The 14,614-nt window shown below is 71.3% G+C and carries 12 protein-coding genes; 10 read left to right on the forward strand and 2 right to left on the reverse strand.

The window, feature by feature from the left end:
• Window positions 1-111 precede the first annotated feature (111 nt).
• The 6 genes from ACRWK8_RS02115 (at window position 112) to ACRWK8_RS02140 (ending at window position 5,537) form a co-directional block, all read left to right on the forward strand.
• Window positions 112-993 carry an NAD(P)-dependent oxidoreductase gene (locus tag ACRWK8_RS02115; RefSeq protein ID WP_431867985.1) on the forward strand — a complete coding sequence of 294 codons (882 nt, stop codon included), beginning with the start codon at window positions 112-114 and terminating at the stop codon, window positions 991-993.
• Window positions 994-1,174: 181 nt separating this feature from the next.
• Complete coding sequence (locus ACRWK8_RS02120) at window positions 1,175-1,585, forward strand: hypothetical protein (protein WP_378735526.1); 411 nt, start codon at window positions 1,175-1,177, stop codon at window positions 1,583-1,585.
• Window positions 1,575-3,278 carry a sensor histidine kinase gene (locus ACRWK8_RS02125; protein WP_378735524.1) on the forward strand — a complete coding sequence of 568 codons (1,704 nt, stop codon included), beginning with the start codon at window positions 1,575-1,577 and terminating at the stop codon, window positions 3,276-3,278. The genes ACRWK8_RS02120 and ACRWK8_RS02125 overlap by 11 nt, the downstream gene beginning before the upstream one ends.
• A complete protein-coding gene (locus tag ACRWK8_RS02130) occupies window positions 3,275-3,934 on the forward strand; it encodes a response regulator transcription factor (RefSeq protein ID WP_378735522.1) in 660 nt (219 codons plus the stop codon). The genes ACRWK8_RS02125 and ACRWK8_RS02130 overlap by 4 nt, the downstream gene beginning before the upstream one ends.
• A 164-nt stretch (window positions 3,935-4,098) precedes the next feature.
• Window positions 4,099-4,704, forward strand: a complete 606-nt coding sequence (locus ACRWK8_RS02135; protein ID WP_431868072.1) for a DUF4956 domain-containing protein — start codon at window positions 4,099-4,101, stop codon at window positions 4,702-4,704.
• The gene (locus ACRWK8_RS02140; protein WP_431867988.1) at window positions 4,701-5,537 is read left to right on the forward strand and encodes a polyphosphate polymerase domain-containing protein; all 837 of its coding nucleotides are present in this window, start codon (window positions 4,701-4,703) and stop codon (window positions 5,535-5,537) included. The genes ACRWK8_RS02135 and ACRWK8_RS02140 overlap by 4 nt, the downstream gene beginning before the upstream one ends.
• A 237-nt stretch (window positions 5,538-5,774) precedes the next feature.
• Here the strand turns inward: ACRWK8_RS02140 and ACRWK8_RS02145 are convergent, their stop codons facing one another.
• Complete coding sequence (locus ACRWK8_RS02145; protein WP_431868074.1) at window positions 5,775-7,724, reverse strand: heavy metal translocating P-type ATPase; 1,950 nt, start codon at window positions 7,722-7,724, stop codon at window positions 5,775-5,777.
• A 730-nt stretch (window positions 7,725-8,454) separates the two neighbouring features.
• Complete coding sequence (locus ACRWK8_RS02150) at window positions 8,455-9,171, reverse strand: phosphatase PAP2 family protein (RefSeq protein ID WP_378736168.1); 717 nt, start codon at window positions 9,169-9,171, stop codon at window positions 8,455-8,457.
• Window positions 9,172-9,949: 778 nt separating this feature from the next.
• Here ACRWK8_RS02150 and ACRWK8_RS02155 point away from each other — a divergent pair.
• The 4 genes from ACRWK8_RS02155 to ACRWK8_RS02170 all read left to right on the forward strand — a co-directional run bounded on the left by ACRWK8_RS02155 (window position 9,950) and on the right by ACRWK8_RS02170 (window position 14,528).
• Window positions 9,950-10,627, forward strand: coding sequence for a GntR family transcriptional regulator (locus ACRWK8_RS02155; RefSeq protein ID WP_378735519.1), 678 nt, complete (start codon window positions 9,950-9,952; stop codon window positions 10,625-10,627).
• Window positions 10,628-11,126: 499 nt separating this feature from the next.
• Window positions 11,127-12,227 carry a pyruvate dehydrogenase (acetyl-transferring) E1 component subunit alpha gene (pdhA, locus tag ACRWK8_RS02160; protein WP_378735517.1) on the forward strand — a complete coding sequence of 367 codons (1,101 nt, stop codon included), beginning with the start codon at window positions 11,127-11,129 and terminating at the stop codon, window positions 12,225-12,227.
• 15 nt (window positions 12,228-12,242) lie between these two features.
• Window positions 12,243-13,256 (forward strand): alpha-ketoacid dehydrogenase subunit beta, encoded by a 1,014-nt coding sequence (locus ACRWK8_RS02165; RefSeq protein WP_378735515.1) that lies wholly within the window; start codon window positions 12,243-12,245, stop codon window positions 13,254-13,256.
• A gap of 12 nt (window positions 13,257-13,268) precedes the next feature.
• The gene (locus tag ACRWK8_RS02170) at window positions 13,269-14,528 is read left to right on the forward strand and encodes a dihydrolipoamide acetyltransferase family protein (protein ID WP_431867991.1); all 1,260 of its coding nucleotides are present in this window, start codon (window positions 13,269-13,271) and stop codon (window positions 14,526-14,528) included.
• The last annotated feature ends 86 nt before the right edge of the window (window positions 14,529-14,614 follow it).

The raw sequence follows: 14,614 nt of genomic DNA on the forward strand, positions 1-14,614 counted from the left end.
GGGGCGGCGCGCGGGTCCCGCCCGGGTGGCGGCCGACCGGCAGCGGACCGACGGCCGACCGACAGCGCCCCCGGGCACCGTGGGAACCACCGCACGACGAGAGGAACACCCATGAGCACCACCCAGTCCCCCGTCACCGTGATCGGCCTCGGCCCGATGGGCGAGTCGCTGGCCAGCGCGTTCGTGGAGGCCGGACACCCCACGACCGTCTGGAACCGCACCGCGTCCAAGGCCGACGCGGTCGTCGCGAAGGGCGCCGTCCTCGCGGCGTCCCCCGCCGAGGCCGTCGCAGCCAGCCCGCTGGTGGTCGTCTGCGTCCTCGACTACGACGCTTCGGACGCGATCCTCCTGCCGATCGCGGACACGTTGAGGGGGCGCACCCTCGTCAACCTCACCGCCGACACCCCGGACCGCTCCCGCGCCGCCTCCGCCTGGGCCGCCCAGCACGGCATCGACTACGTCGACGGCGCGGTGATGTCGCCCACCTTCACCATCGGCACCCCCTCCGCCGTCGTGCTCTACAGCGGATCCGAGGAGGTCTACCGCGCCCACGAGGGAACCCTGGCCGCGATCAACGGTTCGCACACCCACCTGGGCGCGGACCACGGCCGCGCCGCCGGCTACGACCTGGCGCTGCTCGACATCTTCTGGACCTCGATGTCGGGGCTCGCGCACGCGTTCGCGCTGGCGAAGGCTGAAGGGGTGGAGGCGGCGGACTTCGCCCCCTTCGCCCAGGGCATCATCGGGATCCTGCCCGAGTCCGTGACCGACATGGCGGGCAAGCTCGACCGGGGCTCGTTCCCGGCGGACGGCTCCGGCGTCCTCTCCAACACGACCACGATGAAGCACATCGTCCACGCCGCCCGGGAACGGTCGATGGACCCGGGCCCGCTCGGGGCCGTCCTCCCGTTCGCGCGGGCGGTCGTGGACGCGGGCCACGGCGGCGACAACTTCGCCCGCCTCGCCGTGCACTACCTGGAGGGCCGTTCCTGACCGCGACGGGACGGGCCGAGGCGAAGCGGAGGCCCCCAGGGGCACGGCTCGGCCTCCGGGCCCCGGGCGGGCCCCTCCGGTGCGGAGGGGCCCGCCCCTCGTCGCCCGCCGACCTGGGATCATGAAGATCTCCTCACGTCCGTTTCATGCGGACGCCTCCTTCACAGGGGAAGCTCGTGTCATGAGATCACCTCTGGTGCCGCTGGCGGTCGGGGCGCTGACAGTCGTCGCCGTCTCGGTCGCCGCCCTGCTGTGGGCGCTGTTCCTGCGCGACCCCGACCCCGGGCTCGCCTCCGAGGTGGTGCTCGGCGAGTCCCCCGAGGCCGCCGCCTCCGCCGACCCCGACGACGGCGTGGTCAGCCCTCCTCCCCCGGTCACCGACCGGGACGGGGACGGCTCCGAGGACCCCTCTCCGGAGCCCTCGACCGAGCCCTCGCCCAGTCCCTCACCCGAGCCGCCGACCGGCTTCCCCTTCGACTGTCTCGACGGGGGTTCCGGCCACGAGACCTGGGGTGAGGAACAGTGGGAGCTCTGGTGGGAGTCCTGCATGGACACGCGGTACGAGAACGGGGACGACGACGATGACGACTGACCGCCAGCGGGGGGCGGACGGTGAGGGGACCGACCCCGGACCCGCCGCCGACCCCGACGCCACCACCGTCCACGTCCCGCCGGGCCGGTCCAGACCCGAGGACCCGGCGTACGACGCGCCGCCCCCGGGAGCCCCCTCCTCGGGCGGCACCTCCGTGTTCCCGACCCTCGTGCTGCGCGGCCCCCAGCCCGAGCTTCCCCAGCGGCGCCGGGTCCCCGCCCGGCTGCTCATCATGGCCTGGGTGGTCCTGCTCATGGCCGCCGTCCTCGTGCTGGTCAACGTGGTCACGTGGAGCGCGCTGACCGCCCGGACCGACGAGCGGGTCGACCGCGCCCTGGACCAGGAGATCGCGGAGTTCCAGGAGTTCGCGGCGGTCGGGGTCGACCCCGGCACCGGCACCGCCTTCACCGACGTCTCCACCCTCATCCGGGTCCACCTGGAGCGCCAGTTCCCCGAGGACTCCGAGATCCTCTTCGGCTGGGTCGACGAGCCCGAGTCGGGCGCCACGGGCGCCGAGGGAACGGCCTCACGCGGGAACCGGGGCTCGGCCGAGACCGTCACCGGCCGCATCCGGCAGGGGCAGGAGCCCCCGTACGATCTCTCCGCGGACCCCGCGATGGTCGAGGCGGTCCTGGGCACCCCCGACGCCCGAGGGGTCCTGGACACCCCCGCCGGTCCGGTCGAGTGGGAGAAGATCCGCGCGCTGCCCCCGGAGGGCGACGGGGGCCCGGCGGGCTGGTTCGTGATCGGCTACTTCACCGCGTACGACGACGACACCTCCGCCGGGACCATGGGCACCCTCGCCCTGGTCAGCGCGGTCGGGCTGCTCGCCGCCGCCACCGCCGCCTGGTGGGTGGCGGGCCGCATCCTGGCCCCCGTGCGGCTGGTCCGGCAGACCGCCGCGCAGATCTCCGAGGAGGACCTCTCCCAGCGGATCGAGGTGTCCGGGCGGGACGACATCGCGGCCCTCGCCGAGCAGTTCAACAGCATGCTGGACCGGTTGGAGGGCGCCTTCACCGAGCAGCGCAGGTTCGTCGACGACGCCGGGCACGAGCTGCGCACCCCCATCACGATCGTGCGCGGCCACCTGGAGCTCATGGGCGACGACCCCGAGGAGCGCCGAGAGGTGGTCCGGCTGGTCACCGACGAGCTCGACCGGATGGGCCGCATCGTGGAGGACCTGCTGCTGCTCGCCAAGGCCCAGCAGCCCGACTTCGTCCGCTCCGAGCCCGTCTCCCTGGCCGAGCTCACCAGCGACATCGACGCCAAGGTGCGCCAGCTCGGAGACCGCGACTGGCGGCTGGAGTCGCTGGCGGAGGAGACCGTGCGCCTGGACCCCCAGCGCGTCACCCAGGCGATGGTGCAGCTGGCGGCCAACGCCGTGCGGCACACCGCCCCCGGGTCCACCCTGCGCACCGGTTCGCGGGTCAGCGACTCCGAGGTGCGCCTGTGGGTGGCCGACCAGGGCCCCGGCATCCCCGCCGTGGAGCACGGCCGGATCTTCGAGCGCTTCTCCCGGGGCGGCCGCACCGAGCGCGGCGACCGGGGCGCCGGGCTCGGCCTGGCCATCGTCCGCGCCATCGCGGAGGCGCACCACGGCCGGGTGGACCTGGTCTCGGCGCCCGGGGCGGGCTCCACCTTCACCCTCGTCATCCCCCTGACCCCCGGCCGCGTCGGAAGGGAACACCTGTGAGCCGAGTACTCATCGTCGAGGACGAGGAGCGGATCGCCTCCTTCGTCCAGAAGGGGCTGACCGCCAGCGGGTTCACCACCACGGTGGTGGGCACCGGGGCGGAGGCGGTCGACTACGCCGTCACCGGTGGCTTCGACCTCATGCTGCTGGACCTCGGGCTGCCGGACACCGACGGGTTCGACGTCCTCCGCAGGGTGCGCGCCCTGGGAGTGGACGTGCCCGTGGTGATCCTGACCGCCCGGGACGGCGTCCGGGACACCGTGACGGGCCTGGAGATCGGTGCGGACGACTACGTCACCAAGCCGTTCCGGTTCGAGGAGCTGCTGGCGAGGGTCCGGCTGCGGATGCGCACGGAGCGCGCCCCGGACCTGACGGTGCTGCACGCGGGCGGGCTCCGCCTGGACCTGCGGACCCGCCGGGTGGCGGTGGGCGAGGACTCGGTGGACCTCACGGCCCGCGAGTTCGCGCTGCTGGAGCTGCTCATGCGGCACCAGGGACAGGTGATGACCCGCCAGCAGATGCTGTCGCACGTGTGGGGTTACGACTACGACCCCGGGTCGAACGTGGTGGACGTGTTCGTGCGCGCGCTGCGCCGCAAGGTGGGCCCGGAACGCATCCTCACGGTGCGGGGCATGGGGTACCGGCTGACCGGCTGACCAGTCGAGGCGCCGTCCCCGGGGGCCGACCGCCCGAGCACCTGGGCCGGTCGGCCCCCGCGTGTCCGGGACCGGACGCCCGTGCGGCGGCCGCCTCCGAAACATGAGGGTTCCCTCATGCGGCGCTCATGATCGCCTCACCGCGGCTGCCCACCATGGTCGACATGTTCTGGTTCGCACTTGCGGTCGACCTGACCGCGATCACGTTGTTGTCCTACGTCCTCTACTTCCGCAGGCACGGCCGGCGGGACCTGGTGCTCGCCTACGTGGCGCTCAACGTCGGCATCTTCGCGGTCGTGTCGATGCTGGCCCAGCAGGAGGTCGGCCTGGCGGTCGGCTTCGGGCTCTTCGGCGTCCTGTCGATCCTGCGCCTGCGCTCGGACCTCATCAGCCAGGGGGAGATCGGCTACTACTTCATCGCGATCGCCCTCGGCCTGGTGAACGCGGTGGCCGCTCCGGCACCGTGGCTGCTGCTGGGACTGAACGCCCTCCTGCTGTCCTCCCTGTACGTGGCCGGGCACCCGAAGCTGCTGGCCCGCACCCAGCGCCGGGTCATGACCCTGGACGTGGTGCACGAGGACCCGACGGCGCTCCGGCAGGACCTGGAGCGGCGACTGCGCGGCCGGGTGCGGCACGTGGACGTCACCGAGGTGGACTACGTACGCGACCTCATGGTGGTGGACGTGCGCTTCCAGGAACCGAAGCTGACCGAGGTCCCGGGGCGGCCCGCCGGACGCCAGCCGCTGGCCTCCATGTGGGGTGGGCGTTGAGAACCCCCTCCCCCACCCCCGTCCTCTCCCCCGCCACGGCGCCGTCCGGGCTGGACCGGCTGCACCCGGTCTCCCTGGCGGAGATCAACGACCGCGCCGCCCTCGTCACCCGCACCTGCCGCAAGTACCTGCTCCCCGCCGACCTGGTGCCCGCCCTCTTCGACGGCGCGGAGGACGCGTTCGGGGTCCTGGAGATCGACGGACGGACGTCGTTCCTGTACTCGTCCACCTATCTGGACACCCCGGATCTGCGGACCTTTCACGACCACCGCCAGGGGCGGCGGCTGCGCTACAAGGTGCGCACCCGCTCCTACGTGGACACCGGCACGACGATGTTCGAGGTGAAGCTGAAGGGGGCGCGCGGGATCACCGACAAGGTGCGCGTCGAACTGCCCCCGGGCTCCCCCGTGGACCGTCTGACCTGGCGGACCCGTGACTTCCTCGACCGCTCGCTGAGCCGGTGTCGGCTCGCTCCCCCGGACGTCCTGCGGCCCTCCGCCGTGACCGACTACCGGCGGACCACCGTCGTGGCCCTGTCCTGCGAGGAGCGGGTGACGATCGACCACGGCCTGGTGGGTTACCGGGGCGACTGGGAGGTGCGGATGCGCCCGAACGTGGTGCTGCTGGAGGTCAAGACCCGGGGCGGGCTGACCACCACCGAGCGGCGGCTGCACGCGCTCGGGGTGCGGGAGGCCCGGTTCAGCAAGTACGCGGCCGCGCTGGCCGCCCTCGAACCGGACCTGCGCGGCAACCGCTGGCACCGGGCGATGGGCCACTGCATGGACCACCCCTCCCGCGTGCGGCACCCGAAGGACGCGGTGGCGGGCGACTGACCGACCGGTACCGGGTGTTTCACGTGAAACAGCGGGCCCCCGTCTCGCACCCGCCCCGACCGGTCGCGCGGAGCGACCGCCGCCCCGTAACCGGTCGGGGCGGCGGTCTGGTTGCGCGGGCCCTCTCCCGCTACAAGAGGGAGTCCGCGGCACCCACAATGGTGACACCCGGTTCCCCGCAGGTCCAGACCGGCAGGGGTTCCACTCTTCGGACGGGGCCGTTCCGACCGCTCCCGGTCAGTCCGCGGGACGCAGGTCCAGACGCCGGAGGAGCTGGGCGTTGAGCGCCACGATGATCGTGGACAGGCTCATCAGCACCGCACCCACCGCCGGGGCGAGCACGATGCCGACCGGGGCCAGCACCCCGGCGGCCAGCGGGACCGCCGCCACGTTGTACCCGGCGGCCCAGACCAGGTTCTGGACCATCTTCCGGTACCCCGCCCGGGACAGCTTCCGGACCGACACCACACCGCGCGGGTCGTCGGAGGCCAACACCACTCCGGCGGACTCGATGGCCACGTCGGTCCCGGCGCCGATGGCGACACCCACGTCCGCCCGGGCCAGGGCGGGGGCGTCGTTCACCCCGTCACCGACCATGGCGACCCGGTGGCCCCGCTCCTGGAGGTCCCGGACCACCGCGTCCTTCTGGTCCGGCAGCACCTGCGCGAACACTTCGTCCAGGCCGAGCTCGGTGGCGACGGCGTCGGCGACGTTGCGGGCGTCACCGGTCACCATCGCCACACGTACCCCCTGCTCCTGGAGCTGACGGACGGCCGAGGCGGACTCGGGGCGTACCTCGTCGGCCAAGGAGAGCGCCCCGACCACGGAGCCGTCCACCACCAGGTGCAGGACGGTGGCGCCCCGGTCGCGCCAGAACCCGGTGCGTTCGGCCAGGTCGTCGGGTTCCGTGACGCCCAGGGACTCCAGGAGCGCGGGCCCGCCCACCTGGGCCTCGGCACCGTCCACGACCGCCCGGACGCCGTGTCCGGTCAGGGAACGGAAGTCCGTGGCCCCGGGCACCGGCCCCCGCTCCCGGGCGGCCCGGACGATCGCCCTGGCCAGCGGGTGCTCGGAGTCGGCCTCGACCGCCCCGGCCAGGGCCAGGACCCGTTCGTCGGTCCACCCGTCGACGGCGGCGGAGTCACCGACCGCCGGGGCGCCCCTGGTCAGGGTTCCGGTCTTGTCGAAGAGCACGGTGTCCACGAGCCGGGTGCGCTCCAGTGACAGCCGGTCCTTGACGAGGATGCCGTTGCGCGCCGACAGGGTCGTGGAGATCGCGATGACCAGCGGGATCGCCAGCCCCAGCGCGTGGGGGCAGGCGATGACCAGCACGGTGACGGTCCGTTCGACGGCCTGGCTGCCCTCCCCGAGGACCACTCCCCACACGGCCGCGGTGACCACGGCGGCGGCGAGGGCGAACCAGAACAGCAGCGCGGCCGCGCGGTCGGCCAGCGCCTGCGACCGCGACTTCGACTCCTGGGCCTCGCTGACCAGGCGTTGGATCCCCGCGAGGGTGGTGTCGTCACCGACCGCGTCCACCCTGACCCGCAGGGAGGAGTCGGTGGCGACCGTCCCGGCGACCACCCGGTCGTCCTCGGCACGGGTGACGGTACGGGACTCGCCGGTGATCATGGACTCGTCCACGGCGGCGGATCCCTGGACGACCGTGCCGTCGGCGGGGACCCGCCCACCGGAGCGGACCAGGACGGTGTCGCCGGTGCGAAGATCGGCGGCGGGGACCTCCTCGACCCCGCCGTCGGAGCCGACCCGTTCGGCGCGGTCCGGCAGCAGGGCGGCCAGGGCCTCCAACGCCCCGGAGGCCTGCCCGAGGGCGCGCATCTCCAGCCAGTGGCCGAGGAGCATCACCACGACCAGCAGGACCAGCTCCCACCAGAAGTCGAGCTCCATGCCAACCACCCCGAAGGTGGAGAGCAGGCTCGCGACGAAGGCGACGGAGATCGCCATCGCGACCAGGGTCATCATCCCGGGCCTGCGTTCGCGCAGCTCACCGGGGACACCGGTGAGGAACGGCCAGCCGCCGTAGAGGAAGACCACGGTGCCCAGGAGTGGCGGCACCCAGGTGAGGGCCTGCGGGACGTCGTAGCCGAGCCACCCGGAGATCATGTGGCTGGTGAACACCACGGGCACACTCAGGAGCAGGCTCCACCAGAACCGGGCGCGGAACATCGCGGCGTGGTCCCCGTGTCCGCCGTGACCACTGTGGCCCCCGTGGCCCCCGTGGCCCCCGTGACCACTGTGACCACTGTGGCCCCCGTGACCACCGTGGTCACCATGGTCCTTGGCGGCGCCGTGGTCCCCGTGACCGGTGTGATCCGCGTGGCTACCGTGACGCGCACGGTCCCCGTGGTCACGGTGCTCACCGTGGTCGGCGCGCCCCTCGTGCGCCCCGCCGTCGTCGTCGCCTTGCTGACCTGTCGTCATGTCGACCCCTCTCCTGATCCGACCCTGCACGCCCGGGGCCTCCGAACCACGGAGGTCCGCGTCGTACGCGCGTCTCGCACCAACGCATATACCCCATGGGGGTATTCCGAAGCGGGTCCGAACACGAAGAACACCCGCCGAGCGTCTCGACGGGTGTTCCTGCCGGACCCCTGCGGGCCGGAGCGGGCTAGGCCGTGTTTTTGTGGATGCTTTCGCCGGTGGCTGGCGGAGCCGCCATCGATGCGAGCGGCCGCCAGGCAATCTCTCGCAAGACGATGAGTGAAGCTGCCCCTACTGTGCGCTGCTACGCAAGCTCCGCAGCCTCGCGGAGCGGGGGCCCGCCCGGGTTTGGCTGTCCGAGCTTCATCGGCGCCGCGAGAGGCAGCCTGGCAGTAACGCGAAGACACAGCGCCGAAGGCGTCCGTTGAGGGTGGTGGCGGGCGACGGGTGGGAGGAATGATCCAAAAAACACGGCCTAGGTGGCGGTCTCGGTCTCCCGGCCGTACCAGGGCCACCACTGCACGGTGTGGCCGTGCGGGATCATCCGGTCCAGGCGGATCGTGAGTCTGAGCGCGAACCCGCCCGCGATCATCCCGGCCAGCAGGTCCGTGAACCAGTGGAAGTGCAGGTAGATCGAGACGGTCGACTGGAGGAGCGCGATGCCCACGATGCAGTAGGCCAACCGCCTGATGATGTGGGGGCGCGCCGCGCCGAACCGGATGATGAGGAACAGCACCAGGCCGTAGATGAGGATCGCGTTGGCCCCGTGCCCGGAGGGGAAGGCGACGTTGCCCGCCCCCGCGAAGAAGTCCGGGTCGTAGTACTTGGCGTGACCCCGGTTGAACAGCAGCTTCATCACGGAGACCAGGGACATCATCCCGAAGACGCCGCCCGCCCCCAGGATGATCGGCCGCCAGCTGCGGTGCCAGTAGGCCAGCTGGAGCGTGGTGACGCCGAGGACCGGCAGGGCCACGTAACGCGAGGCCACGTTGTCCGGCCAGAAGATCAGCGGCTCGCGCAGCGTGTCCCAGTAGGGCCGGGGCAGCTCGTTGAGGAGGTTGTCGACCGGGTGCAGCGGCCCCGCGGCCAGCATCGTCATGACGATGAGCGCCACGAAGAGCATGATCGCGATGCGGTCGGAGGCCAGCCCCCACGCGATCTCGCTCACACTCGGCCACCTGACCGCGCGCACGACGGGCGGCCCCGGCGCGAGCTCCTTGCTCGGCACCACGGGGATCGGGCCGCTGTAGGGTCCGGGTTCCGGCTTGCGCCGCTCCGGTTCGTGTGGCGTCGTGGACTGTCTGGACCGCGCGTGCCGGGTCCGCGAAGGTTGCGTCATGTGCTCAGTGCTGTCTCACACGTCGTGGGCTCGCCTGTGGCACTGCTTGAGGCGTGGGGGACGGGCTAGCCGCGGTTGTTGGGACTGATCCTGACGTCCCCGGGGGCCGACACGGAGTGTGGGACGTACCGGGGGCTTACCCCTCACACCCCGTTCGACGGTCGAACCTTCGGACTGGTTCACGGTGGTCGTGACCGGTCGCCGGGCAGGCTCGACGTCCAGGGAACGGAACTGGTCGACAGTGGCGTCTGTGTGGGCGCTCGTTACCGCGATTGCTTCGGTCAGCGCAGGTCAGGGCGCTCTCGTCGGGCCATCACCGTGACGTGGGTAACTCTCCGTACGGCTTTGGGTGGATATTGCCAACACGCGAGCCTACCCGGACAGTCGCCCTCATTGGTGGTTTCCCGGGCCAAGTGTGACCCTTCCACCTCGGACTTTGCCGGAAGCCCACGTCGACGACCGGCGCGCTTCACCCGCACGCGACCGGTTCGTGAGGGTTCCGTTAGCACTTCGAGGCCGACCGTCCGGCGGACACGTGCGCGTGTGGCACCCTTCAAGGAGCTTGTCAGACGCTGGAGTGTGTCGGCACGTGTGCTGGTCGCGCACGGGTCGGAAGACGGAAGGGCCCTGGATGGTCGACCTCCCACAGTTGCCGGAGGACCCCTCGAAGCTGGCCCGTGAGCCGCTGAGGGAACAGATCCGGCAGGTACTGGTCGAGGGTCTGCTGTCCGGCCGCTGGCAGCCCGGAGAACGCATCGTGGAACGCAGGATCGCCACGGAGCTGAAGGTCAGCCAGGCGCCGGTCCGCGAGGCGCTCCGCGAGCTGGAGACGCTGCGCCTCATCGAGACCGTGCCGAACAAGGGGGCCCGGGTCAGGGCCTTCGGAGTCCAGGACATGGCGGAGATCTACCCCGTCCGCGCCGGTCTAGAGCTGGTCGCCGCACAGTTGGCCGCGCCGCGCCTCGCCGAGGACCCCTCCGTCCTGGAACGCGAGGTGGAGGCGCTCCAGCGCGCCACGGCCGAGGGGAACGTCACCGAGCAGATCCGGCACAGTGTGGAGTTCCACCGCGAGGTCGTGCGGGCGGCGGACAACAGCGTGCTGCTGCACACCTGGGAGTCCCTGGGGGTCGAGGTGTGGACGGCGCTGTCGGTGCGCTGGCTCAACATGGAGCTGCACGCCAAGGCCGCCGACCACGCGCAGATCACACGGGCCTTCCGCGAGGGCGATCCCGCCGTGGGGCAGATGCTCAGCGACCACGTCATGAACTACGTCGAGGCGGCGCTCCGGACCCACGAGGGCAGTCGCTAGGCCCCGGGAGGCGGGGCTTCCACGCCCCTCCCCTCCCTTCCCACCTGGGCGGCTCCTGCCGTCACCTGGTGGTTTGCACCGAACTCCGGGTTTCTGTCCTAAAGTTGTATTGATCGATCATCGATCAGACCGTAGAGTGTGCGCGACGCACGTCACACCACACACGCGCGTGCCCCCTGGTGGCACGGGGTTGTTCATCCGGCCGGTGAACGAACTCGGCCGACCTCCCGGCGGATGCTTACCGCACCCCAGACCGGGAAGCAATGCCGTCAAGGGTCGCGGCGCGACAACTGCACACGTGACCCCGATTCGCTTCGCGTCCGCACCCGGGCCCCGCCAGGCCCGACCGGACGCGCCCCGCAACAGCCACAGTGTCGCCGCCGATGAGCCCGGCGGCGGCACGCGCCGGGACCACGCCTGACAGCGGGGTCCGGGCGGGCCGCGTCTCCGACCCACAGGACGGATGCGCGCGGCCTCCGCGCACGTAGAAAGGCACACCATGGCTGACACGGCCAAGCCGAAGGGCGGCACCGCCCGGGCCTCCGCGTCCCGGCGCCGGACCCGGAAGGACTCCGGCATCGGCAACGAGAAGCCGGAGACCCTCCTCGACTACTACCGCCAGATGCTCTTCATCCGACGCTTCGAGGAGCGCACCGGACAGGCCTACACCCAGGCCCGCGTCGGCGGTTACTGCCACCTCAACCTCGGCGAGGAAGCCACCGTCGTCGGTCTGATGACCGCCCTCCAGGAGCGCGACTACCTGTTCACGAACTACCGTGACCACGGGTACGCGATCGGCAAGGGCATGGACCCCAAGCGGGTCATGGCCGAGCTCTACGGACGCGTCGACGGCGTGTCCAAGGGCTGGGGCGGCTCCATGCACATGTACGACACCGAGACCCGCATGCTCGGCGGCTACGGCATCGTCGGCGGCCAGCTCCCCCTGGCCACCGGTGCGGCGCTCGCCGTCACCTACCGCGGCGGCGACGAGGTCGTCATGTGCCAGATGGGCGACGGCACCACCAACATCGGCGCCTGGCACGAGTCCCTCAACATCGCCAAGCTGTGGAACCTGCCGGTCGTCTTCGTGGTGATCAACAACTTCACCGGCATGGGCACCACCGTGGAGATGTCCTCCGCCGAGCCCGAGCTCTACAAGCGCGGCGCCGCCTTCCGCATCGAGGGTGAGCGCGTCGACGGCCGCGACGTCCTGGCCGTCCGCGACACCGCCACCCGCCTGGTCGAGCGCGCCCGCGAGGAGCAGACCCCGTTCCTGCTGGAGGCCTGGAGCTACCGGCAGAAGGGCCACTCCGTCGTGGACCCGGCCAAGTACCGCACCGACGAGCAGCGCGAGTCGGCCCGGGCCGAGGAGAACGACCCGATCGTGATCTTCGACGCCCAGCTGGCCAAGGCCGGGATCCTCACCGACGACCTGCGCGACGAGATCGCCGCCTCGGTCAAGGCCGAGGTCACCGAGGCCGCCGACTTCGCGGAGAACAGCCCGAAGCCGGACGTGTCCACGCTCTTCGACTACACCTACGCCACCCCGGTGCCGAACGAGTCGCGGCGTATGCCCGCCGACCCGGTGTTCGCGGAATAGGAAGGAACCACTCACATGTCCGTGATCACCTATCGCCAGGCCCTGCGCGACACCCTGCGCGCCGAGATGGTGCGTGACGAGAACGTCCTCGTGATCGGCGAGGAGATCGGCGTCTTCGAGGGCTCCTACAAGATCACCGAGGGGCTCCTCAAGGAGTTCGGCCCCCGTCGGGTCAAGGACACCCCCATCGCCGAGGAGGGCTTCGTCGGCGCCGCCGTCGGCGCCGCCATGCTGGGCCTGCGCCCGGTCGTGGAGCTCATGACGATCAACTTCTCGCTGATCGCCATCGACCAGATCATCAACCACGCCGCCAAGATCTACGGGATGTTCGGCGGCCAGACCAGCGTCCCGCTGGTCATCCGCACCCCCGGCGGCGGCGGTCAGCAGCTCGGCGCGACGCACTCGCAGAACATCGAGCTGTTCTACTCCTTCATCCCCGGCCTCAAGGTGATGGCTCCCAGCACCCCGGCCGAGGCCTCCTCGATGCTGCGCGCCGCGATCCGCGACGACGACCCGGTCCTGTTCCTGGAGAACCTGGGCCTGTACAACTCCAAGGGTGAGGTACCCGAGGACTACGCGGAGCCGGAGAACGACAACGTCGCCACCATCGGCCGTGCCGCCGTGACCCGCGAGGGCAGCGACATCACGCTGATCGGCTACTCCCGGATGGCGATGGTCGCCACCCAGGTGGCCGAGAAGCTGGCCGAGGAGGACATCAGCGTCGAGGTCGTGAACCTGCGCAGCCTGCGTCCCCTCGACCGGCAGACCTTCGTGGACTCGGTCAAGAAGACCGGTGCCGCGGTGATCTGTGAGGACGACTGGCTCACCTACGGCATCGGCGCGGAGATCGCCGCGTCGATCCAGGAGGGGGCCTTCGACTACCTGGACGCCCCCGTGCGCCGGGTGGCCATGGCCGAGGTCCCCATGCCGTACGCCAAGCCGCTGGAGACCGCCGCCCTGCCGTCGGTCGAGTCGATCAGCACCGCGATCAAGGAAACCCTGAGCGCCGTCGGCAAACGGGTCGGGTAGAGGGAGTAGTCAATGAGCGAGATCCACATGCCCCGCCTCTCCGACACCATGGAGGAGGGCGTCATCTCCACCTGGGTCAAGAAGGTGGGGGACAAGGTCGCCTCCGGTGACGTGCTGGTCGAGATCGAGACCGACAAGGCCGTCATGGAGTTCGAGGCCTACGAGGACGGTTTCCTCGTCAAGCAGAACTTCTCCGAGGGCGACACCGTCCCCATCGGTGAGGTCATCGGTTTCATCGCGGACTCCCCGGACGCGGTGCCCGAGGAAGCGGCCGCGCCCGCCGCCCCGGCCACCGAGGCCCCCAAGGAGGAGCCGCCGCAGGAGGAGGCCGCCGCCGCGCCCGCCCCCGTCGCCGACGAGCCCGCCGGTGAGCGCCCCCGGACCTCTCCCCTGGCCCGCAGGCTGGCCAAGGAGTACGGCCTGGACATCACGAAGATCCAGGGCTCCGGCCCCAAGGGTCGGATCGTGCGCGCCGACATCGAGGCCGCCAAGGACGGGTCCGCCGCCCAGGCGACCCCGGCCGCCCCCGCGCCGAGCGCCCCGGCGCCCGCCGCCCAGGCCGCCCCGACCCAGGACGAGGTCCGGGGTTCCGAGGAGGTCAAGACCAGCAACGTGCGCAAGGTGATCGCGCGCCGTCTGACCGAGAGCAAGCAGACGGTCCCGCACTTCTACCTGCGCCGCTCGATCGACGCCGAGGCCCTCAAGGCCTTCCGGGGCCAGATCAACGAGCAGCTGTCCAGCACGGGCGTGAAGGTCAGCTTCAACGACCTGATCGTGAAGGCGTGCGCCACCGCGCTCAAGCTGCACCCGGAGGTCAACACCTCCTGGATCAACGACACCCTGGTCCAGCACCACCGGACCAACGTCGGCGTGGCCGTCGCCGTGGACGCCGGGCTGGTCGTGCCGGTGCTGCACGACACCGACAAGGCGACTCTGTCCGAGATCTCCACGCGCACGCGTGAGCTCGCGGGCAAGGCCCGGGACAACAAGCTGAAGCCGCAGGAGATGAGCGGCGGTACCTTCAGCGTGTCCAACCTGGGCATGTTCGGTATCGACAGCTTCTCCGCCGTGATCAACCCGCCGGAGGCCGCCATCCTCGCGGTCGGCGCCATGCGTCCGGAGGCCGTGGTCGTGGACGGTGAGGTGGCGGTGCGCAACCGCATCGCCCTGGAGCTGTCCGTGGACCACCGCGCGGTCGACGGTGCCGTGGGCGCCGCCTTCCTCAAGGAGCTCGCGGAGATCCTGGAAGAGCCCATGCGGATCATCCTGTAGCACCCCCGTACGCGACGCCCCGGCCCGAGTCCCCGGCCGGGGCGTCCGTCGTTCCCACGGCACGTCCGGGAACCCCTGGTCCCCGC

Origin of the sequence: Nocardiopsis eucommiae, from assembly GCF_965344335.1 — a bacterium.
Lineage (GTDB): Bacteria > Actinomycetota > Actinomycetes > Streptosporangiales > Streptosporangiaceae > Nocardiopsis > Nocardiopsis eucommiae.

Bases quoted from the DNA above. Each gene is read 5' to 3' on its own strand.
- pdhA (WP_378735517.1), top strand. From the start codon at position 11,127: ATGGCTGACACGGCCAAGCCGAAGGGCGGCACCGCCCGGGCCTCCGCG.
- ACRWK8_RS02115 (WP_431867985.1), top strand. From the start codon at position 112: ATGAGCACCACCCAGTCCCCCGTCACCGTGATCGGCCTCGGCCCGATG.
- ACRWK8_RS02125 (WP_378735524.1), top strand. From the start codon at position 1,575: ATGACGACTGACCGCCAGCGGGGGGCGGACGGTGAGGGGACCGACCCC.
- ACRWK8_RS02170 (WP_431867991.1), top strand. From the start codon at position 13,269: ATGAGCGAGATCCACATGCCCCGCCTCTCCGACACCATGGAGGAGGGC.
- ACRWK8_RS02145 (WP_431868074.1), bottom strand. From the start codon at position 7,724: ATGTTCCGCGCCCGGTTCTGGTGGAGCCTGCTCCTGAGTGTGCCCGTG.
- ACRWK8_RS02135 (WP_431868072.1), top strand. From the start codon at position 4,099: ATGTTCTGGTTCGCACTTGCGGTCGACCTGACCGCGATCACGTTGTTG.
- ACRWK8_RS02120 (WP_378735526.1), top strand. From the start codon at position 1,175: ATGAGATCACCTCTGGTGCCGCTGGCGGTCGGGGCGCTGACAGTCGTC.
- ACRWK8_RS02165 (WP_378735515.1), top strand. From the start codon at position 12,243: ATGTCCGTGATCACCTATCGCCAGGCCCTGCGCGACACCCTGCGCGCC.
- ACRWK8_RS02155 (WP_378735519.1), top strand. From the start codon at position 9,950: ATGGTCGACCTCCCACAGTTGCCGGAGGACCCCTCGAAGCTGGCCCGT.